We start from the raw sequence: 23,310 nt of genomic DNA, 5'->3' as shown, positions 1-23,310 counted from the left end.
GTCAGTTGTTAAATTAATCGATAAATGCATTCTCCTCACCTCGAATTAAGTATGCATTTATCGGTCAGAGTTGTACATTCTTAAATGATCATTTATGTACATTTATAAACTAGCATTTATAATATAAGTATATTTGTGGCGATATTTGTAATTTTTCTAGGTGTTTTAGGTGCAAGTTACTATAATAAAACAGTGAAGGTTTTTAATCTCTCTCTAGTATATTTTTATTCAACTAAATGGGGGCAATAGTTGAAGAAGGAATTTTCGCGTTGATCAATTGAAGGTGCAGAAGAGTTGAATAAAAAATTTGGAGGGGAATTATGAAGTATTTATATCGTTACGGATTTCTTATATTTACAATAATCCTTACCATAGTAGGATTTTCAAAACTAATAAATAGTGTTGAAAATGGAAGAGATTCTGCAAATGAATTTTTACGTACATCAATGGGTGGAAGTATGAACTCAGATGATTTCCGAATTATAACGGATGGATATATTCTATCTAATATCACATTAGGTGGAATTTTGTTCTTGGTAGGACTTACATTTTTTTGTGTTTCTGCTTATCAACTCAGTAAAAATTTTAACTAATTCAGATAATAGTAACCTGTTTCTTATTGTGCTAATGGGGCTTTAGTTGAATAAGCAACTCGACGTGTCGATCAAGAGTTTAAAGAACAAATGAAGTGTGGTGAAAGAGATTTTAACAGCATTTTATGAATTTATTTTGCCTCTACTTGTAATAGGGCTTATTGTATTTTCTTCTATATATTTTAGTGATAAGAATAATATCAGGAAGCAACTGCAAGAAATGAAGAAATCTAAGAGTAAGATTACTTTTACAATCTTTGTTGTTGTTCTATTCCCATTTGCAATTATACTCTTGATTTATATTGCAAAGAACATTGCTAAAATCTTGGGTTAATCAAAATGCTTCTTAAACAAAAGGGGGCAATAGTTAAAGAAGCAAATCACGCGTTTCTCAACTATTGGGGCAGTTTAGCACAAGATTAAAAAGGGGGAATATTATTTGAAAAAATATTTATTTTAATCTTAACTTCAGTTCTAATTTTCACGGGTTGTAACGAAAAAGAGGTAGAATTAAGTGATAATGCTAAAATCGTAAAAAAACACCTCGAACAGAACGGGTACGAAGTTATTTCTTATCAAGGTGATAGCTGGCAAGAATTTAGTAAAAGCGATTTACACACTCTGCCTGACCAACAAGTTTGGTCGGTTCAATATATTGAACCTGATGAATATCTGAATAAGAGAATTGAAACAGTAAAATTTACAATTAGTAATCACCCGTTAGATGAATTATTTAAAATGGGGAAAACAAGTGTCACTGCATGGGTTATCGAAAAGGAAGTAATTGGAGGTTGGTCCTATCCAATTTCTAAAAACGATGATGTAGTTGGTGCTCCTTATTCTTTGGATGGTAAAACAGCAGAAGAGGTAAAAGGAAACTATTCAACTTGGTTAGAAGAGTGGAAAAATAGATACGGGGAATAGAAACTTATTCAGCTAAATGGGGCGTTAGTTTAACAAGTTGCGTCGATAATACGTAACACGTCTACAACAAGCGATATGTTTTTTTAGGGGGGATTAGATGAAGAAGTGGTTAATAATAATCATCGTATTGTTTGTAACATTAATTATTGGTTCCTTTATTTATATTAACAACAATTTTTTGTATAATCCTTTTACATATCCAGAAGGAAATATTGCAGAGTACCCCCATTATTCATTTAAAACTTTTAAAAACCCTATGGTGTTACAAGCAGTTAAAAGGGAGTCAGATGGTAATCGAAGTTTTTATCATTATGTAACTAACAAAGAACAAATTAAAAATTTACTCAATCATTTTGATAAGGCAAATAAGCTTGAAAACTATGACGGGGAACAATATTTATCTGAGAATCCTCCAAATAAACGTGGAGCGAAATATGAGATTATATTTAGACGTGTGGAAAGCTGGGATGAAAATAACTTAGCTCGTGGTCGAATATTAATTCAGTTCTCCTTTTACGAAAATAGTAAGGTTTTTGAAATTGCAGGTGTTCATTTTTATGAATTGAAAGACAGTTTTAAGGAAGATATTTTTAGGGCTTTATCAGATAAAGAAAAATGGATAACTGACTAAGAATTTTATTCTTAAACTATATGGGGCAGTTAGTTTAAGAAGAATAGTCACTTATTGTGCTAAAGGGACAGATTAGTGCAAGAGCTTTTAGAACTTTTTAGTGAATAATCTATGTAATAAAATAAAGGAGGTAAAAGATTATTGAAAAAATTCGTTCTTTTCTTCTTGTTTTTATTTGCATTAGTAGGGTGTAGTGAAACAGAACAGGTTTTGGACAAAGAACAATTAAGTGAAAATGTGAAAATTGCTAAAAGTTATCTCGAAGAAAAGGGATATGATGTAATATCATTGGTTAGTGATAGTAGTCAAGTTATAACTCAAGAATACCTTGAAACAATACCTGGGCAACAGGAATGGAACGTACAACCAATAGCACCAGATAAATATATAGGTAAAACCATTGACATAGTTATGTTTGTAGTAGAAGATCATCCCTTAAATGATAAATATCACGGCGAAATACGTGTTAGGGTTTTTCTTTACGAAAAAGAAGTAATCGGAGGAACCTCATTTGCTGTTGATTATGATGGTGGTCCACATTCTTTGGAGGGTGAATAATTAAGAAGTTGTGAACTAATGCACTTAAACAAACTGAGGTCTTTAGTTGAAGAAGTAAATCACGTGTTGATCAACTCTCGGGGCAGGATTGTTTAAGATGTAATTATTAGATATTAGGATATTCTGGGGGATTACAATGAACATGCGACAGTTAAAAGTTGAGGATTGCCAGCGAATAATACCAGTTATGAATGAGTGGTGGGGTGGCAGAGAAATGACACATTTATTACCTCGATTTTTATTTGATAATTTTAATGATACAAGTTTTGTAATAGAAAAAAATGATAATATAATTGGTTTTTTAATTGGATTCTTATCTCAAAGTAATAAAGAAGAAGCGTATATTCATTTAGTAGGAGTTAATCCAAATAATCGAAGAGAAGGTGTTGGAAGCGCTCTTTATAATGAATTCTTTAAAATTGTTAAAAAGTCCAACGTGAAGAGGGTTCGTTGTATTACATCACCAGTAAACAAGAATTCAATTTATTACCACACTAATATAGGGTTTAGTATTGTTGAAGGTGATAAGTTGGTTGATAATATTCCAGTACATACAAACTATGACTGCAAAGGTAATGAACGAGTTTTATTTGTTAAAAACATATAATTTGTGAATAAATGTACTTAAAGTAACTGGGGGCGTTAGTTGAAGAAGGCATATGATTTAAGTGAGTATTTTACTGTGTAGTACAACCATACTATTCATGAAGAAATATCTTTATTTAGAAAAAACATTTTAATTTTTTAATTTTTTTACAGAAAGTTATTGACAAACACTCGTTCGTTAATTTAATATAGAAAGCGTAAATTGATTTGCCTTTTGTCTAACTTAATAGATTCATAAATCTGTTTACACTTTAATTATCATTAAATTAAATATTATTATAGAATCATTGGGCTAAAACCCCACAGATTGGCTGAGGAAGCACCCTCCAATCAAGAGTAAGATCATTTTGCTTAAATAATGATCTTACTACCTTGGTAGGAGTGTGTCTCAAGCCATATCTGTGGGGTTTTTCTTTTTGATCAAATGAGAGGTGAATATGTGATAAAGAATTTTGATTAATGAAAAAAACAAGACTAGTTATTTTGATTACAAAACAATAGAAAAGGATGTTGTAAATGGCAAAAAACATTAAACATGACTACAACGAGTACTACGAAAGCATGTTGGCTAAAAAGGAAGATTTACATAAGATTAAAGCTGCAGATTTTTTGAGTTACTATTCTGATTTAATCATAAAGTACTCTGATTCACTTGAAACTAAAGTGGGTGGTAATTATGGTAGTACATCTAACGAATAGAAAAAGAGCATTACTTTACAGAAGAATAAGTCCAAGACCAGAACAAGACTTTGGTAATACTTCATTGGAAAAACAACTTGAAGATATGATGAAGTATTGTCAACGAAATAACATCGAAGTAGTAGATGTTTATACCGATAACCTTAAGTCTGGGAAATCATTCGAAGGAAGAGACGAATTTAAGGAAATGTACCATAGAGCCCTTAAAACAGAAGAAGAAATAGATTACGTGATTGTTTTAAAACAAGATCGGTTGTCAAGGGATACTCTTGATACGCTATTTATTATGAAGCGATTAAATGAAGCCGGAGTTAACCTTATTTCGATTGCAGATAATATAAATACAAACGATCGCAACGCCGAGATACTCGTCCATGTAATGTCTTTAGTCGCTCAACTAGAACGGGATTTTATTAATTACCGTACAAGATCAGGAATGGAGAAAAAAGCCGAAGATGGATTCTTCTTAGGAGGACAGGTTTTTGGTTATAAATCGTTTAACAAAAAACTAAGGGTTCTTCCCAGAGAAGCAAGAGTTGTGAAATATATTTTTGAAAAATATGCTGTTGACATGTGGGGATATAAAAAAATAGCTTCAAGTCTTAACATGCAAGGAATTAAGACAAAAAACAAAAAAGATTGGACAATCAATGCTGTTAAGACTGTTTTAGAGAATCAGATTTATATTGGTAGTACTAAATGGCGCGGGGAGTATACCAAAGGAAACCATACTCCAATAATTGAAAAGTCATTATGGGAAAAGACACAAGAGGTTATGCAAACAAGAAGTTATACTCCTGTAAAAATCCATTCTGGTTCTTACCCTCTTTCTGGATTAATAAAGTGTCCAAGGTGTGGTTCATCTATGGTGCAAGGGAACTGTAGTCAAAAGTATAAGTATTATCAATGCTCAAAAAACAAAAACAGTGGTAGAGTTGCGTGCACTTCTAACCTTATAAATAAGGAATATGCAGAAGATTATGTTCTTAGAGATTTCCTAAATCATCTTCAAAATGAGATCTTACCATTATTACTACATGATATTACAAAAGCTAATTTAGATTATGAGTTAAAACCTTTAGAAGAAGAAATTAGGTACTTAAATAAAGAGATAGAGGAACTACAAAAAGGAATAGAAACAACACTTGATTTGTTTGACGATAATTCTGTAAATATTGATCCAGACTTGTTAAAAAATAGATTAGTTACTAAGCAAAATGCAATCAATGAGAAAAAATCTATTGTAAAGGAACTTACTAAACAAGTGGAGTTTAAACGTAGTAACTCTTTCATGGAGATTATTAGGTACTCAATCGAAAACTTTAAAGATTTCTATTCAACTTTAGCAGATGAAGAGAAAAAGAAATTCTTTCACAGTGTTATTAGACAAATTCACATAAATCAAGGTGAGAAGCCTAAAGATAGATTAATTACAGATATTGAATATTTCTTTGATTTAGATGACATTTCTAATCTTGTTAATACAAAAAAGTAGCATGAAATTATGTATTGATAAAGCATTGTCGTTCAAAGAACTTTAACTTCATGCTCAAACAATTATACTCTAGTAAATTCTACTAGATTGAAAGGGAGGAACACAATGAAAGATAAACATAAAGGGTTTTACAAAGTTTTACTAGATAAATCTGAAGAGATAGGTATTTCAAAAAGGGTTATTCAGATTTATATAGATCAAGTAACAAGTAGATTCGAGGTGAAATAAGTAAGTGCATAATACCTTTATTAAGCTAGGTCTACCAGGAAGTAAAACAAAAAAAGTGGTAATAAAACGCCCGAGTACTAAGGGTATAACACACCAGCTTCAGCTAGATTTGAATTTTAGTAATTCTGATAAATCATAAAAAATAGTATGAAAATTGCCTTTCCCGTCAATCATCTTAATACATTGACGGGAGGTGATTAGCTTGATGACTCAAAAAGGAAAAGTTGTAAGGGTTACTTATTCAGAAGAGAACAGTCAACAAACAGATTTGTGGATGTATAGAATGATGGAAAAAATCATATTAGAACAACTGAATATAGACGCTACTATAAAGGCTGACCTATTACGTACAAATCAAAGTCGTATAAAAAGACTTATTTCAGGGGGGGATTAACTTGGAGAATGAAATGCTCGATAAAACTTTGAAATATTCTACTAAGCACTACAAAGTCAATGGAATTAGACTTAAAAAAAAGTATGGCGTATATATCCGTGTCAGCGGAAATTCACAAAGTGAAAATCTTCAAATTGAAGCAGCAAAAAAGTGGATGGAAGCGAATGGCATTCCAATTAGTGAAGTAGAGTTTTTTAATGAGCATGCTCTTTCAGCTAATAAAGTGGTTATGGAAAATAGACCACAATTAATGAGGCTATTAGATGCTGTTAAATCTGGGGAAATTACATGTGTACTAGTATTTACACGATGTCGTTTGGCAAGGAACTTTTTTGAGTACAATGAGATTCTCGACATATTTTACGCAGCTAATATTGATGTGTTCTTTACTTGTAATGAAACTGCTCCTTTTAGCAAAGATTATCTCATTGAAGGGATTTATGGCATACAGATTCAGAGTGAAGGAGCAAATATTAAAGCTAGGCTTCAGGATGTCCATAAAATCAATCCACCACAAAAGTTTGGATATGTTAAAAGAGAAAAACAAAAAAGTGAAGAGCCAGAAATTGAACAGAAGAGATACTGTGTTGATGAAAGGTATCATTACAAAATCATTAAAGCTTTTGAAAACATTGCATCGGTTAAAAGTTATGATGAGCTTCTAAGTCTTATTTTAAGGAATAAAAAGGAAATGAAAAGAAATAGTGTAGAAGATACTTGGAAGATATTCCGTTCCCCATTCTATGCGGGTCATTACCAAAAAGGACCACATTATTACCTATTGGAACATGTCCAACCAATGATTGACTTGGAGTTATTCCATGAAGTTCAACGTGTACTTGAACAATTTGAACAAAAATTAATTGATAGCATAATTACTTCTAGGGAACAATCTTTTGTTACTCCAATATGTAAAGAGTGTGGTAGTAAAATGGCACATAAAAATACAATTGTAGGAAAATCAGCTTATTACAAGTGCTCTAAACATAAAAATATTATCATAACAACAACGGAAGTAAATCAACATTTAAAGGAGTCCATAATTGAATTAATTGGTTCTCTTTGTGAGAAAGACATAAAGTTTGTTTGTAGAAGGGCTATAAATAGCTCTATCAAAGCATTGGAGAAAAAGAAAAAAGAGTTAGGTAATCAACTGATTGGCATACGTGAAAAATATGTTTTGAATTATGATCCCAATAATCACAAGGGAATAACAGATCATATGGACAAAGTTAACAACATCCAAACGGAAGTTGAAAATTTAAATAGTCAAATTGTAGACCTATCTAATACACAATCGCTAGTAAATGATTTAATAAATGTTATTAGGGTTGGACTTATTAATGAAATAAGTTTAGATAAGTTACATCTGTTTGTAAACTTTATGATCAAGCAGGTAATTGTTTCCGAAGAAGCTGTTGAACTTGAAATGTATTTGTCAGAATTTAAAGGAGTGAAAAAACTTGCCTAAAGAAAGAGTGGAAAAAAATCACCAAGATAATACTATTCAAAATATGATGTCGCTACAAGAAAAATTTAAAGAAATCATCAATGATGTTGTTGGTCCAATTCAAGATGAAAGTTTCTTGCCACCGTTAAAAACTGTATCTTTGGAAAAAGATATTAAGCCGGCAATTGGATATATTCGCTATTCCGATAAGAAACAAGATGATAACAATTCGGTTGAAATGCAAAAAAGACAAATAGAAAATAAGGCTAGTCTAGAAGGCTACCATATCATCCTATGGTCTATGGACAAAGCTGTTTCAGCCACGCATAAAGATGCTATTAACCGTCCATGGATGAAAGTTCTATTTAACTGTGCGTCAATCGAACAATTCATAGGAGCGATTTTCTTTTGTGAAGAGTCTAGAGTAAGTCGTCGAGTAAATGATTTTGTTAGAGATGTCCATGACCCATTAAAAGAAGAAAAGCCAACACTTAAGTTTTTTAGTACGACAGAACCAGATGAGTGGGACCCTACTAAACCACATATTCAAGCGAAGTTGCTAATCTATAGAAATGAATCGGAATATAAGAAAGATAGGACAGTGCGTTATCAAAACAATTGCCTGTACCCTTCAGATAATCAAAAACCTAAACGTCCTGGTTCGGCACTTCCATATGGTTATACAAAGGATAATAATGGTGAAATAATCATCGACAATACTGACAATAAGGCTGATATTGTTTACTTGATTAATTATTTATCTAGTGTGGGTTATAGTAATAAGTTCATCGCTACGTTATTAAATGACTGTGAAATACCCTCGCCAAAGGGTAAATCTTGGGTAGCATCGATGATTGATAAAATCATACAGAATCTTTTTTATCAAGGTTATTTGACATGGAATGTACGTGAAAGTCGTACCAATAGTGCTAGAAAGAAATTAGACCAAATTGATATTTTTAAAAGCTCCCATGAACCAATCATACCTCCGCATTTAGCAGAAGCGGTAAAACAAATGAAAAGCTTTAAGAATCAATTTGGTAGAAACATGGATACACCATTTACTCTGAAAGATTTACTTGAGTGCAAGAATTGCCATGTTCCGCTTACTTCAAAGAATTTCACATCCGGTAAAAGTAACAACCAAAAGTACGTATATCGATGTACAAGTTGTAAAAACTTCGTTGAGGTTGAAAAAGTACATGATATTGTATTTAAAAAGGTCTTCGATCACTTGTCAAAAAACAGTGTTGGTATGAAAAAAGAAGCATTGACTATGTTGAAAAGATGGAACAAATCAGTGACTCAAAAACAGAGTGACGTTTTAAAGACAATACAGCATGTAAAAGAACAGGAACGCTTTGTTGTAAATCGAAACACCCCTGAAGAAATTGAATTTGCAAATTCTATTGCTTCAACACTTGATAAACTTACTAAAAAAGTAGAAGAACTGGCAGAAATCATTAAGAAAATTGAACAGCTACTCGATCCAACAAAGTTGGAAATACTCTTTACAAGTTTCTTTAAAAACGATAAGAGCAATCCATTATCCAAACTTGAGTTACGAAGCTTATTCTTATTTCTAATCGAGAAGATTGATTTGAATCTCGCGACCAACAATGTGTCTATAAATTATAGAATAACTCCGTTTGTTGACATAGAAAAGTGGATTAGTCAAGCTACCGCAGATTTAGCCATGTAAGTGTTCAGGTTACCGTATAAATACTTGTCTGAATGAAACAAACAAAAACACAATTTTGAAAAGGCCTTGATATCAAGGCTTTTTCAAGAAATAGTTTCGGTTATACAGATAGCGCGGTATACCTAGCTACTTATTCAACCGTAGTTCTAATATACATTGTAGACAAATTACCGTAGTTGTATACATGACATTGACGTTTAAAATTTTCAGATTAAACCTAAAATGCAAAGTGTTGAAAATAATAGGAGGTGCTCTATGTTTAAGTTATATTCCTGTACAGAAGCAGGGGAAATTTTAAATAAGACAAAGCAAGAGGTCCGATTACTTGTAGAGGAAAATATCCTTACGAATTATGGTAATAGCCACCGGTACATGGTCTCTGAAAAAGAAGTAAATCAACTTAATAGTGAGCTTGAGCTTTTAGATAAGTAAAGGCATATCAAACACTTATTAAAAAGCAAAATAATAAATATATGGAGGAATAAAAATGCCTAAATTATTTGAACTTATTAAAGGAGATACCAAGCAGTATATCGTGACTTATAAAGTGGGAAGTGAAATTGGAGTTAAAAACGGAATTCTCATAAAAAAGGAGTTCGATACACTAGAAGATGCTGAACTTTTCTTTAGATTAGTAATGAATAAAGGTAGTGTATTATTCAGTCACTTGCTAGAATAAACAGATACTATTAAATCACTCATTTAGTATTGTATTGTTAATTTTAGAGATGGACCTTCAAGCAAATTACACAATTGATGCCCAAGTATAAGAATTACTTGGGCATTTTTTATTGCAAAGAGAAGAGAGGTATATAAACAAATGTAATGTAATTTATTAGCCCTCTTTTAGGTAGACTTTAATGTGATATTTCAAATCTTATAAAAAGCTACTAGCATTCGCTAACCAAAAAAGTTGATTATAAATAATTATAATTTCTTACCTCCTCGAATCGCCCTTTCCACATCTTTATCACCTTTAGAACGTTCGTCTCTATTTAACTTCAATGTTAGCCCTCCTCATTAAGATGATCTCACAATATGTATATTAGTCTTGATAAGTGATTATACATCAATCGTTGCAGACAATATGAAGGATTTTATTCTTCATTTGTCTAAATTTGTTTATTAATCCTATTATTTTGAGGCTTATAAAGGAGGTTTATTTATGCTAACGCTTGAAGAATATGTTGCAAAACGAAAAAAAGAAGATGGGTTAAATGAATTTGATATGGACAGTAGGTTAGAAAATCTACGAATATGTAATAATTATGTGTTTGAATTTTTTAATCAGTATTTAGAAAGCATTGATGTAGACGAAAGAACTGTTCTAAATGATGAGAGATTACGCAAATACAAAAATCAATTGAATAATTTCTCCCCAGAGATCCAGGATTGGTTAGTAAATATTTATGACGAATATGAACAACATCTCAATAAATCAATCATCAACTTTTTAAAGAAGGATGAGTTGTTTTTTCTATACCATACGGAATATGAGTTCAGGTCATTATCCTATGATTGTTATGCTGATTTAATTAAAAGGAGTCCATTTATTAAAGGAAATGCGGAAAACATATTTAAGTTTATCAAGGAGTATCATCTATTAGAAAGTCAGCGCATCATGGACTTGAGTTCTGTATTTATAACGGAAGAAGTAAATAATTGGGTAGAAAAAACATGGATGAAATATAAAGTAAGTTTAGTCGCTTTTGCGTTTGATTGGATCATTAGATTTTATGATAACGAAGATCTATGGCCAGCAAAACACAAGAGTAAAAATAAGGAAGACTACATCGAATATGAATATGATATTAAACAGAAAAGTAATTTGTTTAATATGAATTACTTTTACAGACGTGTTTCTAGTAAGCCATTTTTAAAAGGCAAGAAGCAATACTTAGAAATTCTCCTTATGTATTTTTGGGTAAATGAGATTTCGGGTGATGAAGAAGGTTATTGGGATGAGTATGTTACGAAGGTGTTAAAATAATACATTAATTGATTGGAGGAAGTTAGATGGGGAATTATTACGTACCTACTAATGGAGTGGGTTCATGGAGAGAATTTTTAGCTGATTCTAAAAAACAATGGAAACCTGGTTACTCAGCTTTTGAGTTGGCTTATAAATGGGAAGCGGCTGAAAACTTCCCGCCTAGTGTTAAAAGGGTATTTGAACAAAGTCAAATTCCATTGATTCAAGAAGTTGAACTATTATATGGATTTCCAGAATATAAGGTGCCTCTACCAGGAGGTTCTGCAAGCTCACAAAATGACCTTTATGTATTAGCTAAAGCCAATGATGAGTTATTGACCATTATGGTTGAAGGAAAAGTTTCAGAGCCTTTTGGAGAGACGGTTGAATCATGGTTAGGTAAAGAATATAGCAAAGGAAAAAAATCTAGACTAGATTTTTTATTGGAACAGTTGGGTCTAAATGAAGAAAGTGTTCTAGATAAAAGATATCAGTTATTACATCGTACAGCATCTGCACTCATAGAAGCTAAACAGGTAAGGGCAAAGAACGCAATGATGCTTGTTCATTCTTTTAGTGAGGCTGGAAAATGGTTTGAAGATTATGAGGCGTTTGTTAAATTATTTCAATTGTCACCGAAAAAAGGCGAGATTGTTGGGCCAGTTTTACTGGATGGAGTAAATCTATATTTTGGTTGGGTAACTGGAAAGAAATCCGAGGTACGTGATGATAACTACTATATTAAAAATACATCTAACAGTCATAATCAAAAGGTAGAGTTATGGTCAACTAAACGATTACAATTTGAACCAAAGAACTGGATGAAAGACATGCGGAATGATTTAAAGAATGAACTTAAACAAATTACTTCTACTGAAAATGGGACACTATATGCTATGTTTTGTACAAATGATAATAAATCATGGTTTGATGTGGAAAATGTTTTATTGTATAACGTCGGAGTTGGGGCATTTTCGCAAATTGGTGATAACAACTTCATAATTGAACAATCATTAGAAAACGTGCCACACCTAAATAATTCCCCAAAGTTCAATCATTATCACCAATACAATTATGGGAAAGACTTTGATCTTTACTGGCAAAAAGATGATGTCTTAGCGACATGGAGAGATATGAAGTTATCATCTTTAAAAGATAAACCTCATGAGTATTGGTATCAGATGAAACTATCAAATATCGAAACATATGCTAAATCATTAAATAAGAATTCTAAATTTGGTCTTAAACTTAACATTGGGGTTCCTATTGGGAAAAACGTAAATCTAACAAGTGTTTGTAAACCCCTGATAGATGGAATAGTAAGCTCACTTCATTGTTATTCTGGAGAAGACATTGATGAAGTTTCTAAGCGTTTAGGGGTTCAATTAGATATAGCCGAATCTCACATAGCTGAAATGTTGTTGGAAGAATATAATGCAATTCTGGGATCTCACAATGTAGTTCGTAGATTTCAAAAAGGAATACAATGGAATCCAGCTGATGATTTTTGCTTTCAAATAGCTATAAAAACTTTTGATTCTAATGAAACAAATTTCAAAATAAATGGTGAGATCTACACATTGAAGTCGTGTTAAAAAGTGATGCAAACAATTATGATTGGGCGAAAAGAAATAAACTATTAAAAATTAGTAGATCCAAATAAAATATACTAAATATAATAAATGAAAGCGTATTCAGATTAGGGAGGATGATTACATGCATCTTCAAGTAAATATAAATCAGACACAATCATTAAAACTGTCACTGACAAAAGAACTTAAACAGTCTATTGAAATGTTGCAGTTTTCAGCATTAGAATTAGTTTATTTTTTACAAATCGACAGGCGCCAGGTACCTGTCGAAATGAATGTTCTTCTAGACCAAATTGGTTGGGAATATCCTCAACAAAAGATAAAATAAGAGACAGTGGGTTATGGCAAGTAAATGAATTGTACAAAGATGGCTTTACTGAAAGTCAATTTAGTGAGTTTAGCAAAAACTACGAAGTTAAAAGGAGTTAGACACTATGCCAAAATGGATTTTTCAAGGGAATCCTAAACAATTTACGATTAACAAAGACAAGTTTCCAGATTTACATGATTTAAATCAATACGTGAAAGACGGCAAAATTATTGATTGGTCTATTCGTCAGAAGTATCATATGAATGAGATTAAAGCAGGGGATGAAGTATTTATATGGCGATCTGATGGTGGCGAAAAAGGTACAGGGGGTGTTATTGCTTTGGCAGAAGTAATAACAGATCCGGAAGTCGGAGAGCATGTTTACCCTCAAGCTCAGTTAAAGGTTAAGGAAGCTAGATTAGATGAAGCTGATGGGATGGTTTTACGTTCCAAACTAAAGGAACTGCCAGAAACTCGTAATCTATTAATCATGAGATTAGCGCAGCTAACCAATTATAAATTGACAGACGAAGAGTTTAAGAAGCTTCTTAAATTCTGGAACAATCCAGAAATACTAGATGAGAAGGTTAATAAAACAATAGTTGAGAAGTACTTGCTTTATTACAAGGATGAGCTTAATAACTTTCCGCAAGAGTTTAATTATCTTGAAGAGAGTTATAAGTTCTTCCAACAATTTAGAGATCCTGAATACATAAAAACGATGGAATGGGAAGACTTCCAAAAAATTGGGCAACATGTGAATGCATACCGAATGGCTATTGCGAGAAGTCGTGCTTTTGGAAATATGAATGCGTCCCTAGACAAATATAGAGAAAGCTTTTTATATCTCGTTCATGGTGATGATTCATTAGAACGTCGTATGGATCAGTTTTTAAATAATGACCAATATAAACTATTTGGTATTGGCGCCAATGCACTTAGTGAAATGATTGGTAATATCTTTCCTGAAGAGTATTGCTTCTTTAATCAACGAGATCGAGTAGCGGTTGAGAACGAATTAGAAATAGACCCTGGCTATATCAGGGGTGATACATTTTCTAAACGATTCATGAAATTCCAAAATGCTATTAAGGATCACCAAATCGCTGAGAAGTATCAAGAACTAATTGGACGTCAGACTGATTTACCAATCTATTATGAAGTGGATCAATTCTTTAGCTTTATATTTGATAAAAGCAAGGACCAACACACAATTGAAAGTGAATCTCCAAAGTATTGGTTAATAGCAGCAGGTGAAAACAGTAAATATTGGAGATATTTTAAGGATAAGGAACAAGTCTCTATTGGTTGGAATGAACTTGGAGATCTTAGACAATATAAAGACAAAAAAGATATATTGGAAACACTGAAAGAAGTCAACGAATTAGATTACTCCCCGACTAATGATGCACTTGCCAATGAACAGTTCGTTAGAGAAATGAAAGAAGGGGACAACGTGATTGTTAAACATGGTAAAAGCAAAGTCATTGCTTTGGGCCAGGTGACATCACAATATCAATACGATCCAGAAAATGGCCCACATCATTCTTATAGAAACGTAGATTGGTTAAAGGAGGGCGAATGGGATATATCAAGTCATCCAATTAATCAAAAGACATTAACGGATGTAACAGGTTATGAAGATTTCTTAGATGACATTCTTTATAAGCTCGAAGTAAAAGAAGAACCAAGTGAAACTGGTGTGGTAAAAGAAGAATTAGCAGAGTATACAACCGAAGACATTACCCGAGATTTATTCATTGATCTTGATAAACTAGAGGATGCCATTGGATCGTTAGAATATAAGAAAAATATTATTCTACAAGGCCCACCAGGTGTAGGGAAAACTTTTGTTGCCAAACGTCTTGCTTATTATCACATGGAAGCGAAAAAACCAGAAAATATTGAAATGGTCCAGTTTCACCAGTCTTACTCTTATGAAGAGTTTATTCGTGGTTTTAAACCGAATAGAGAGGGTCAATTTGTGCTGCAGGATGGGTTATTCCATAAGTTCTGTAAAAAAGCACAAGAAAATCCTGATGAGAAATTCTACTTTATAATCGATGAGATTAACCGCGGAAATTTATCTAAAATCTTTGGGGAAGTCATGATGTTAATAGAAGCGGATAAACGAGGTAAAGAATTCGCGATTAAAACAACTTATAGTCAAGATCAGGAAAGATTCTTTATACCAGAAAATGTGTATCTCATAGGTGCCATGAATACGGCAGATAGATCATTAGCTTTAGTTGACTATGCTTTACGTCGTCGTTTTGCCTTTATTGATTTAGAACCTGGCTTTCACACAGAATCGTTTAAAGAGTTCCTTCAAGCGAAAGGAATTAGCCAGGGATTTATAGAAAACATTATCTCGTTGATGACAGATATTAATAATGAGATAGTGAGAGACAAGGTGAACCTTGGTAAAGGATTTGAGGTTGGCCATAGTTATTTTACGCCACAAGGGAATATTGAGGATGAACAAACGTGGCTTGAACGAGTGATTCGACTTGAAGTAGAACCACTCTTAAAAGAATATTGGTTTGATCAGGAGGAAAAAGTAGATGAACTCCTCAGCCGACATCAGTAGAATTCCAGTTAAAAACATATTCTATATGCTGGCTTATGCCTGGGATCATCCACATGAGAAGCGAATGATTGATGTACATGGCGAAGATGAGAAAGACATTATTAATCTATTAAGTAAGGTCTTTATATCGAAAGTGAAATCTTTGATAAAGAAAGGCTTTTATAGAGAGTACCAACCCTACCAAGAAGAATCAGGTGTGATTCGAGGGAAGGTGCTGTTTAAAGAATCGATTGAACGGTTTTCATTTAAACGAGGGAAAATGCACATTCAACATGAGAATTTAACTTACGATATCCCTCATAACCAAATCATTAAGGCAGCGATGCTTCGTTTAAGCATGTATGAGAGTCTTGAGAAACAATATTATGACGAAATTAAAAGACTATTGATGTATTTTCAAAGTGTTTCTAGAATTCATCTTCATCCGAAGTTGTTTCATCAAGTGACGTTACATCGAAATAACCAGCACTATCAATTTATCTTAAACATTTGCCAATTCATATCTGAAAATGTGCTGTTACATGAAGGGGCGGGCTCTGCCGCTTTTAATGATTTTTCGCGTGACCATATGAAGATGGCAAGACTCTTTGAGAATTTCGTTAAGAACTTTTATAAGACAGAAATTGTTGGTTCTAAAGCACGCAGTGAAACATTGGACTGGGGAGCTGTTGGTAATGAGACTCACCACTTACCATTAATGCATACGGATATTTCATTAGAAATTGATGATCAGAAGTACATTATTGATACGAAATTCTATCATCATGGTTTAGTAGAATTTAAAAGTAAAGAGATTGTTCGAAGCGGGCACTTGTATCAACTATATTCTTATTTGGAAAACGACAGACGTATCCGAAACGGTAGAAAATCGGTAGGAGTATTATTATATCCAAGAGTTAATCAAAGCTTCTACTTGGATTACGAGATGCAAGGTTTTAATATAAAAGTTTGTAGTATTGATTTGGCAGTAAATTGGAGAAAGGTCGAGAGTAGGTTATTAGAAATAATTTAATTAGCTCAAGCTAAAAAGGGTGGTTATTTGCTAGAGTGGACGGCTAAAACTCCAGAAGATTTGTTGTTACAGAAATATTGGGATGAACATAAAGGCGTAATCTTTGTTGAAGTACCTATTGGCTCACCTTATGGTGTTGGGAAATGGCCAAAAGGCTCTAAAAGAAGACGAATTGATGCCATCAGGATTACTAGTAGTTCAATTCCTGATGGTATTTACAAACTCAGCAATAATGAAAATATGCTAGATTACTTATCCTTAACCGGTTCGATTGAATTAATTGAAATTAAACAGAAACTAAGCCGTTATATTATAGGTCAAGTTATAGCTGGTGTCGATATGTTTGAGTATGAGTATAGTTTTGAAAATATCATACCGAAAATCATTTGTACTGAAGGAGATCCTGCTTTAGAGTGGGTGTGTGATAAGCGAGAGATTAGTGTAGCTTATCATTAAAGAGAAGTGTGTTATTCTTATGATAATTACAAAAAGGAGGAAATAAGGTAACAACTTGGATTGAGTTGTTACCTTACTTTTTTAGAAAACCGTGTTCATAAACTCCTATTTGAATGTCTGTTTCAAGTTCTTTATATAACCTTGTGAATTCCGAGTACTTATCTTTTAAGCTTTCTACCTGATTAAAAATTCCTAATCGCAGTTGATACCAGCCCGCATCCCAAGCATCTAAATTAAATCTTATATCCTTGTAATGGCATTCTTCTCTGTATTGCATGGAGGCGATTATTAATTCACGCGCTTCATTGAGAACCTTATTAGCTTTATCTGAGAATGAAAGCTGTTGAATCAAATAATATACATAACTATTTTTGTTATAATGCTTGGTATCTCTATACATTTCATGAAAGTGATAGTCATCTGATAAAGTTAACATTTCTTCCTTTGATAAGAAGAAGAATTGATTGTAAATATCATGCTCTTTACCCTTATACAATACTTTTCTAAGTGAGGATTGATTTGATGAGCTATTAAATAAGGAATAAATCAAGGCATCGTTATTCCATAATTGATAAGCTTCAGTCTGGGTGTTTGGAATTAAGAACTCATCTTTATCATTAATCCAAGTTCTTCTTACTGATTTCCTCGCTGCAAATAAAGCAACTATTCTCATTAGATTATCTTTTGTAATTGGTATCCCATGGCCGTCTGAGAAAGCCGAACTATATAAACCTACGTATCGATCACTTTGCATGATGTTGTTACTGTTATTATGCATGTAACCTAATCCACCTTGAATAACTTTTCCGTACCCTTTTTGTTTTACGTTGATTGGATTACTTAACTGTGGGCTATCTACTTTTTCTAGTTTGTTTATGGGTTCTCTAGCCCACTGTGATGCAGAGTTATTATCTGAGTTAAACATAGTCTTTTCTCCGTAGTCAGCGATCGTCATGTTATTTTGATTAATGGATTTAATAATTAAGTTGAATTCATTTGTTGTAGTTTTCCCACTAGACCATACTGTGAATGAAACACCCCATGAATCACTTACATCTGAGAAATTATTTGCTCTTAACAACATTCCATCAATGAATTTAAATTCTTTAAAAAACTTTTCTCTGAAACTTTTAAAAGAAGGACTAACCAAGAATGTTGGTTTTGAATAGAAGCATAAGTAGACATTAGATAATTTAAAAAACTTCTTAATATAAAAGATTTGAAATAAAAACTGGGCATAAAGCTGTTCCGATGATCTTCCAAAACCAAACTCTCTCATTATTTCTCTTGCAATCGTGTCTGATGTCCCTATTTTGTTTGTTTTTGATTTAGATTTTCTTTCACCAGCTGTTGCAAATGGAGGGTTAATGTAGAATACAATAGGCTTATTTTCTTTTAATTGGTTTAATAATTCTTGAGGAAGTTTATTAAATGAGTCGTTCAAAAAGTCGAATTGGAAAATGGTTGCTTCAGGGTTATATCGCATCTTATTTACGGTTCTAATATCTTCAATATTAATGGTAGAACAGTATAAGTTGGAAAACTTAAAATCTCTTGTTAGGTTATTAAGTCCACTGCAACAGTCCCAAACAATATATTTTTCTTTCCAGTCAAGCCCTAACGCATTTGATATAATTTTCTCTGATTCATAAGTCCATATCGTTGGAGTATAAAATTCACCCTCTCTCCTTCTGAGTACTTCTTCAACTAATCGATCTTTTGAACTGATTATAAGATCTATTTCCGAGGTTTTATAATCTTGCTCAAAGTGTGAAAAAAACGAACGGTGGACATCACTATTTATATGCACTTCTGTGAAGGTTTGTTGAAAGTTACTCACTAAAGTATTTGGTTTATGAGGGTGTAAATAAGTATTCCTAAGGTCGACTAAGCAGTAAATGAATAGTGAAGCTTCTTCTTGTACAGATAGTGAGTCGTCTAACAAAACATATTCTTTCCAATATTTAAAAGCTTCTACTATGTTTTGTTGATTAATGATTACTTTACTAACTCTACCTTCAGATAAATCCTGTAACTGATTAATAATGTCTCTTAGTTTTAATGTATTATTTATATCAAAGACCATAGGAGCTATATCTACGTCTTGGACAAGGGCACGTATTAATTCTTGATTATCTTGATGGGCTTTACTAGGTGGTAAGTTCCAATTAATATCACGATTTAAGAATTTATAAATATGTTTAGCTTCAAGAGCAAAACATTCATTATTATCACCGACAAACAAGGTTGTTGGTAATTTCTTACCATTGAGTTCAAAACGTTTAAAGTAGTAAATCATTTGAGTGAATATATTTGCTTGCACATTTTTAGATTTTAAATCAACATCAAACTTGAATTCCAGTAGGGATCTAACATTTTTATACTCCAGGAGTCCATCGATATTTAATGGAGAAGTGATTTTGGCGTCAGGAATTAACTTTTTAATTTCTGATCTATATGTATTTTCAACATCTTTCTCATTTAGAGCTAACCTTAGTTGTTCATACATAGTTGTACACCTCATCTAAGTAAGTATTCAATAAATTCTATGTGTGAGTTGTCTTAAAAATACATACAATGGGTGCTATAATATTTTAAATACACCTTGACTGGAAATTAATTTCCTAATAGAATATAATTATATTGACTCAGACAATATTTTGGTCAATAAGCTGGCGGTGATGGATTGATAGGTCTAGAGTACATCCTTGATCTTTACGGTATGCAGCATATAGAGCTAGCCGAGAAACTTGGAATTAAAAAACAGAACATTAACCTGTGGATTAAAGGTAAGCAAAACATCTCAAAAAAACATCTTCCAACTTTGGAAGAAATCTTTGGGATAGAAGCTATGTATTTCTCAAAAGAGTTAACAGATCTAGAGAAATTAGAAATTCAAAAGGAAAAATTAAAAAGTGATTTACAACCTGTCATAACAGACCACGAACAACAATTTTTAATCGGTGAAAATGATGATTTGGTTGAGGTACCTGTATATGACAAAGAAGAATTGAATCAAATTGAGCATGATATTGAGAAAGCAAAACTAAAAGAAAAATTTCAGACCATTCTTAGCAGGGCAGAACACCAACCTTATCTAGATACATTCAAACTAATGCTTGAGTTGCTAGATAAAACACAGAATGAACCAGTATTTCATAAAACAATTGAAGGATTGGCACATTATTTAGAAGTGTTGCCTGATTGGGTGTCAACTGGCCCAGAACAGGACGAATTTGAAAGTGAATTATTTGAGATATTAGATGATCATAACTATTAAGGGGGACAACTAAAATGGAAACAGCAAAGATTGGATTTGAGGAAACACTTTGGAAAGCAGCGGATAAATTACGCGGAAGTATGGATGCTTCTGAATATAAACACGTCACACTAGGTTTAATCTTCTTAAAATACATATCCGACAAATTCGAAATGAAATATAACGAATTGGTTGAAGAAGGAGATGGATTTGAAGAAGACCGTGATGAATATGAAGCAGAAAATATTTTCTGGGTACCAAAACAATCCCGTTGGAGTTTTATAAAGGACTATGCTAAAGACCCAAAGATCGGCCAATATATTGATGAGGCTATGATTGAAATTGAAAAGGAAAACCCTTCTTTACGTGGTGTACTTGATAAGCGTTATGCTCGTCCAGAACTTGATAAACGTCGTTTAGGTGAGTTAATCGATTTAATTTCAACTATTAAACTTCACAGTAAAGAAGAGAAGGACTTACTCGGCCGTATTTATGAATACTTCTTAGGCAAGTTTGCGAGTGCTGAAGGGAAAGGTGGCGGTGAGTTCTATACACCTCAAAGTGTTGTTAAAACGTTAGTTGAAATGATTGAACCATATGAGGGAAGAATTTATGACCCTTGTTGTGGTAGTGGTGGCATGTTTGTTCAAAGTGAAAAATTCCTTGAACGTCACCAAGGGAAAATTGAAAACCTATCTATTTATGGTCAAGAATTAAATTCGACTACTTGGAAACTATGCAAAATGAATTTATCCATTCGTGGACTTGAAGGGAATATTGGCGATCAACATGCAGATAGCTTCCATAACGATTTACACAAAAATCTAAAAGCAGATTACATTTTAGCTAATCCACCATTCAATATTAGTGATTGGGGTGGAAATGAGTTAGTTGATGATGTTCGATGGAAACATGGTACCCCACCAAATGGTAATGCGAACTATGCCTGGTTACAACACATGGTTTATCATCTTGCACCAAACGGAACTGCTGGTATTGTTTTAGCAAATGGTTCATTAAGTTCAAACACTTCTAATGAAGGTGAAATTCGCAGAAACTTACTTGAATCAGATCTGGTTGATGCAATTGTGGCTTTACCGGATAAATTATTTTATTCAACTGGTATTCCTGTTTCCTTGTGGATCCTAAACCGAAACAAGAAGGACCACCCTAAATATCGAGGTCGTGAAAATGAGATTTTATTTATCGATGCTCGTAATTTAGGAGAAATGGTTAATCGTCGTCTTCGTGAATTAACTGAGGAAGATATTCAAAAAATCTCTACTACTTATCAAAATTGGCGTAAACCAGGCGAAGGTTATGAGGATGTCAAAGGATTTTGTAAGTCCTCAACGTTAGATGAAGTTCGTGTAAATGAATATGCTTTAACACCCGGACGTTATGTAGGGTTAGGAGAAATAGAAGATGATGTGATTCCATTTGAAGAAAAAATGGAATCACTAACTAGCGAATTAAGAGAACTATTCGATAAATCCCAACAATTAGAAAAAGAAATCAAGAAGAACTTAGGGGGGATTGGGTTTGAAATTTAAGGAATTTTGTACTTTCAAAGAAGGTTATGTCAACCCTTCACAAAAAGAACCTAAGTATTTTGATGGCCCTATTAAATGGTTAAGAGCAACTGATTTAAATAATTCCTATGTTTATACTACAACAAGAACTTTAACTGAAGAAGGATTTAAAAGTGCTCGGAAAAGTGCTTTAATGTTTAAACCTAATACTATTTCGATAAGTAAATCAGGCACAGTTGGTAGACTGGGCATTTTGAAGGACTATATGTGTGGGAATAGGGCAGTAATAAATATTGATGTTAATAGTGAAATAATGAATATGGAGTATATTTTTTATTGGTTATTAAACAATCAAAATTATATTAAGGATTTAGCAGTTGGTAGTGTACAAAGAAACTTGTATGTGTCGGTTTTAGAAAATTTAGAAATTGAAAAAAGGCCGATATTTGAGCAAAAAGCCATAGCAAACATCCTGTCAACCATAGATAAAAAGATAGAAATAAACAACCAAATGAATGAAAGATTAGAAGAAATGGCTCAAGTATTGTTTAAACGATGGTTTGTTGATTTTGAATTTCCAAATGATAATGGTGAGTCTTATAAATCAAGTGGTGGAGAAATGATTGAAAGTGAGTTGGGAATGATACCTAAGGGCTGGGAAGTCAGTAAACTAAATGAACATTGTGATGTTCAAAAGGGCCTATCTTATAAAGGAAAACATTTAGTTGAAGATGGAACGCCTATGTTGAATTTAGGCAATATTAATCCTGGTGGTGGATTTAGAAGAGAAAAAATGAAGTATTATGATGGAGAACACAAAGATAGGCACAAAGTAAAACCAGGTGATATTATTATAGCTAATACAGATATGACCCAAGATAGGTTAATACTTGGAAGTCCAATTATCGTGCCTGAGTTTAATAAAAGAGATATAATTTTTACACATCACTTATTCGCATTAAGACAGGTAAAACTACCTAAATCATTTTTATATTATTATATTAAGTCAGATGATTTTAGAGAAAGAGCAGAGAGTTTTGCTACAGGTACAACGGTATTAGCGATTTCAAAAAACGCAGTTGTTGATATAGAAATGGTTATACCTCAATCTAAAATCCTTAATAAGTATAAATGTATAGTAGATAGTATTTTAGATGAAATTGCTTTAAACAATAAAGAAAATGTAAGAATGGAAAAAATAAGGGACTTACTTCTTCCGAAACTCATGTCCGGCGAAATTCGTGTCCCAATTGACGATAACATTGTGGAAGAACAAGTCAATAATTAGTGTTAAATCTTTATTAGGA

23 protein-coding genes are annotated in these 23,310 nt (G+C 32.7%); 22 read left to right on the top strand and 1 reads right to left on the bottom strand.

Annotated features, from left to right (window positions below; translation table 11 throughout):
* Positions 1–320 precede the first annotated feature (320 nt).
* From E3U55_RS15835 to E3U55_RS15755, 19 genes are all read left to right on the top strand, one after another.
* On the top strand, positions 321–593 hold the full coding sequence (locus E3U55_RS15835) for a hypothetical protein (RefSeq protein ID WP_134341464.1): 273 nt from the start codon (positions 321–323) through the stop codon (positions 591–593).
* 738 nt (positions 594–1,331) lie between these two features.
* Positions 1,332–1,517 carry a hypothetical protein gene (locus E3U55_RS15830; RefSeq protein ID WP_134341463.1) on the top strand — a complete coding sequence of 62 codons (186 nt, stop codon included), beginning with the start codon at positions 1,332–1,334 and terminating at the stop codon, positions 1,515–1,517.
* A gap of 97 nt (positions 1,518–1,614) precedes the next feature.
* Positions 1,615–2,148 carry a hypothetical protein gene (locus E3U55_RS15825; protein WP_134341462.1) on the top strand — a complete coding sequence of 178 codons (534 nt, stop codon included), beginning with the start codon at positions 1,615–1,617 and terminating at the stop codon, positions 2,146–2,148.
* 141 nt (positions 2,149–2,289) lie between these two features.
* Positions 2,290–2,706: a hypothetical protein gene (locus E3U55_RS15820; protein ID WP_134341461.1), complete on the top strand. Its 417-nt coding sequence runs from the start codon at positions 2,290–2,292 to the stop codon at positions 2,704–2,706.
* Between the two features lie 136 nt (positions 2,707–2,842).
* Positions 2,843–3,313 carry a GNAT family N-acetyltransferase gene (locus E3U55_RS15815; RefSeq protein WP_134341460.1) on the top strand — a complete coding sequence of 157 codons (471 nt, stop codon included), beginning with the start codon at positions 2,843–2,845 and terminating at the stop codon, positions 3,311–3,313.
* Positions 3,314–3,828: 515 nt separating this feature from the next.
* Positions 3,829–4,011: a hypothetical protein gene (locus E3U55_RS15810; RefSeq protein WP_134341459.1), complete on the top strand. Its 183-nt coding sequence runs from the start codon at positions 3,829–3,831 to the stop codon at positions 4,009–4,011.
* Positions 3,989–5,506 carry a recombinase family protein gene (locus E3U55_RS15805; RefSeq protein ID WP_134341458.1) on the top strand — a complete coding sequence of 506 codons (1,518 nt, stop codon included), beginning with the start codon at positions 3,989–3,991 and terminating at the stop codon, positions 5,504–5,506. The genes E3U55_RS15810 and E3U55_RS15805 overlap by 23 nt, the downstream gene beginning before the upstream one ends.
* A gap of 105 nt (positions 5,507–5,611) precedes the next feature.
* On the top strand, positions 5,612–5,734 hold the full coding sequence (locus E3U55_RS17865) for a hypothetical protein (RefSeq protein ID WP_267195394.1): 123 nt from the start codon (positions 5,612–5,614) through the stop codon (positions 5,732–5,734).
* 202 nt (positions 5,735–5,936) lie between these two features.
* A complete protein-coding gene (locus tag E3U55_RS15800; RefSeq protein ID WP_134341457.1) occupies positions 5,937–6,128 on the top strand; it encodes a hypothetical protein in 192 nt (63 codons plus the stop codon).
* A gap of 1 nt (position 6,129) precedes the next feature.
* Positions 6,130–7,599 carry a recombinase family protein gene (locus E3U55_RS15795; RefSeq protein WP_134341456.1) on the top strand — a complete coding sequence of 490 codons (1,470 nt, stop codon included), beginning with the start codon at positions 6,130–6,132 and terminating at the stop codon, positions 7,597–7,599.
* Positions 7,592–9,280, top strand: a complete 1,689-nt coding sequence (locus E3U55_RS15790) for a recombinase family protein (RefSeq protein WP_134341455.1) — start codon at positions 7,592–7,594, stop codon at positions 9,278–9,280. The genes E3U55_RS15795 and E3U55_RS15790 overlap by 8 nt, the downstream gene beginning before the upstream one ends.
* A gap of 255 nt (positions 9,281–9,535) precedes the next feature.
* Entirely contained in the window at positions 9,536–9,712 is a 177-nt protein-coding gene (locus tag E3U55_RS17470) for a hypothetical protein (protein WP_153801968.1), read from the top strand.
* A gap of 55 nt (positions 9,713–9,767) precedes the next feature.
* Positions 9,768–9,959, top strand: a complete 192-nt coding sequence (locus tag E3U55_RS15785; protein WP_134341454.1) for a hypothetical protein — start codon at positions 9,768–9,770, stop codon at positions 9,957–9,959.
* Positions 9,960–10,445: 486 nt separating this feature from the next.
* Positions 10,446–11,270 carry a hypothetical protein gene (locus tag E3U55_RS15780; RefSeq protein ID WP_134341453.1) on the top strand — a complete coding sequence of 275 codons (825 nt, stop codon included), beginning with the start codon at positions 10,446–10,448 and terminating at the stop codon, positions 11,268–11,270.
* A 26-nt stretch (positions 11,271–11,296) separates the two neighbouring features.
* A complete protein-coding gene (locus E3U55_RS17595) occupies positions 11,297–12,847 on the top strand; it encodes a DUF6946 family protein (RefSeq protein ID WP_194840956.1) in 1,551 nt (516 codons plus the stop codon).
* A 121-nt stretch (positions 12,848–12,968) separates the two neighbouring features.
* Complete coding sequence (locus E3U55_RS15770; RefSeq protein WP_134341452.1) at positions 12,969–13,172, top strand: hypothetical protein; 204 nt, start codon at positions 12,969–12,971, stop codon at positions 13,170–13,172.
* 106 nt (positions 13,173–13,278) lie between these two features.
* Positions 13,279–15,744, top strand: a complete 2,466-nt coding sequence (locus E3U55_RS15765; protein ID WP_134341451.1) for an AAA family ATPase — start codon at positions 13,279–13,281, stop codon at positions 15,742–15,744.
* On the top strand, positions 15,719–16,756 hold the full coding sequence (locus E3U55_RS15760) for a 5-methylcytosine restriction system specificity protein McrC (protein WP_134341450.1): 1,038 nt from the start codon (positions 15,719–15,721) through the stop codon (positions 16,754–16,756). The genes E3U55_RS15765 and E3U55_RS15760 overlap by 26 nt, the downstream gene beginning before the upstream one ends.
* A 27-nt stretch (positions 16,757–16,783) precedes the next feature.
* Positions 16,784–17,212, top strand: a complete 429-nt coding sequence (locus E3U55_RS15755) for a hypothetical protein (RefSeq protein WP_134341449.1) — start codon at positions 16,784–16,786, stop codon at positions 17,210–17,212.
* 73 nt (positions 17,213–17,285) lie between these two features.
* Here E3U55_RS15755 and E3U55_RS15750 read toward each other — a convergent pair whose 3' ends face one another.
* Positions 17,286–19,721, bottom strand: coding sequence for a hypothetical protein (locus tag E3U55_RS15750; RefSeq protein ID WP_134341448.1), 2,436 nt, complete (start codon positions 19,719–19,721; stop codon positions 17,286–17,288).
* 177 nt (positions 19,722–19,898) lie between these two features.
* On the opposite strand from E3U55_RS15750, the gene E3U55_RS15745 reads away from it, so the two are divergent.
* The 3 genes from E3U55_RS15745 to E3U55_RS15735 are packed head-to-tail and all read left to right on the top strand — an operon-like array spanning position 19,899 to position 23,291.
* Entirely contained in the window at positions 19,899–20,492 is a 594-nt protein-coding gene (locus E3U55_RS15745) for a helix-turn-helix domain-containing protein (protein WP_134341447.1), read from the top strand.
* A gap of 14 nt (positions 20,493–20,506) precedes the next feature.
* Positions 20,507–22,024: a class I SAM-dependent DNA methyltransferase gene (locus E3U55_RS15740; protein ID WP_134341446.1), complete on the top strand. Its 1,518-nt coding sequence runs from the start codon at positions 20,507–20,509 to the stop codon at positions 22,022–22,024.
* Entirely contained in the window at positions 22,014–23,291 is a 1,278-nt protein-coding gene (locus tag E3U55_RS15735; RefSeq protein WP_194840955.1) for a restriction endonuclease subunit S, read from the top strand. Before E3U55_RS15740 ends, E3U55_RS15735 begins: the two co-directional genes overlap by 11 nt.
* The last annotated feature ends 19 nt before the right edge of the window (positions 23,292–23,310 follow it).

Origin of the sequence: Filobacillus milosensis, from assembly GCF_004402015.1 — a bacterium.
GTDB lineage: Bacteria > Bacillota > Bacilli > Bacillales > Alkalibacillaceae > Filobacillus > Filobacillus milosensis.
Note: the sequence above shows the minus strand (reverse complement) of the source record. Positions and strands in the feature narration are given on the sequence as shown.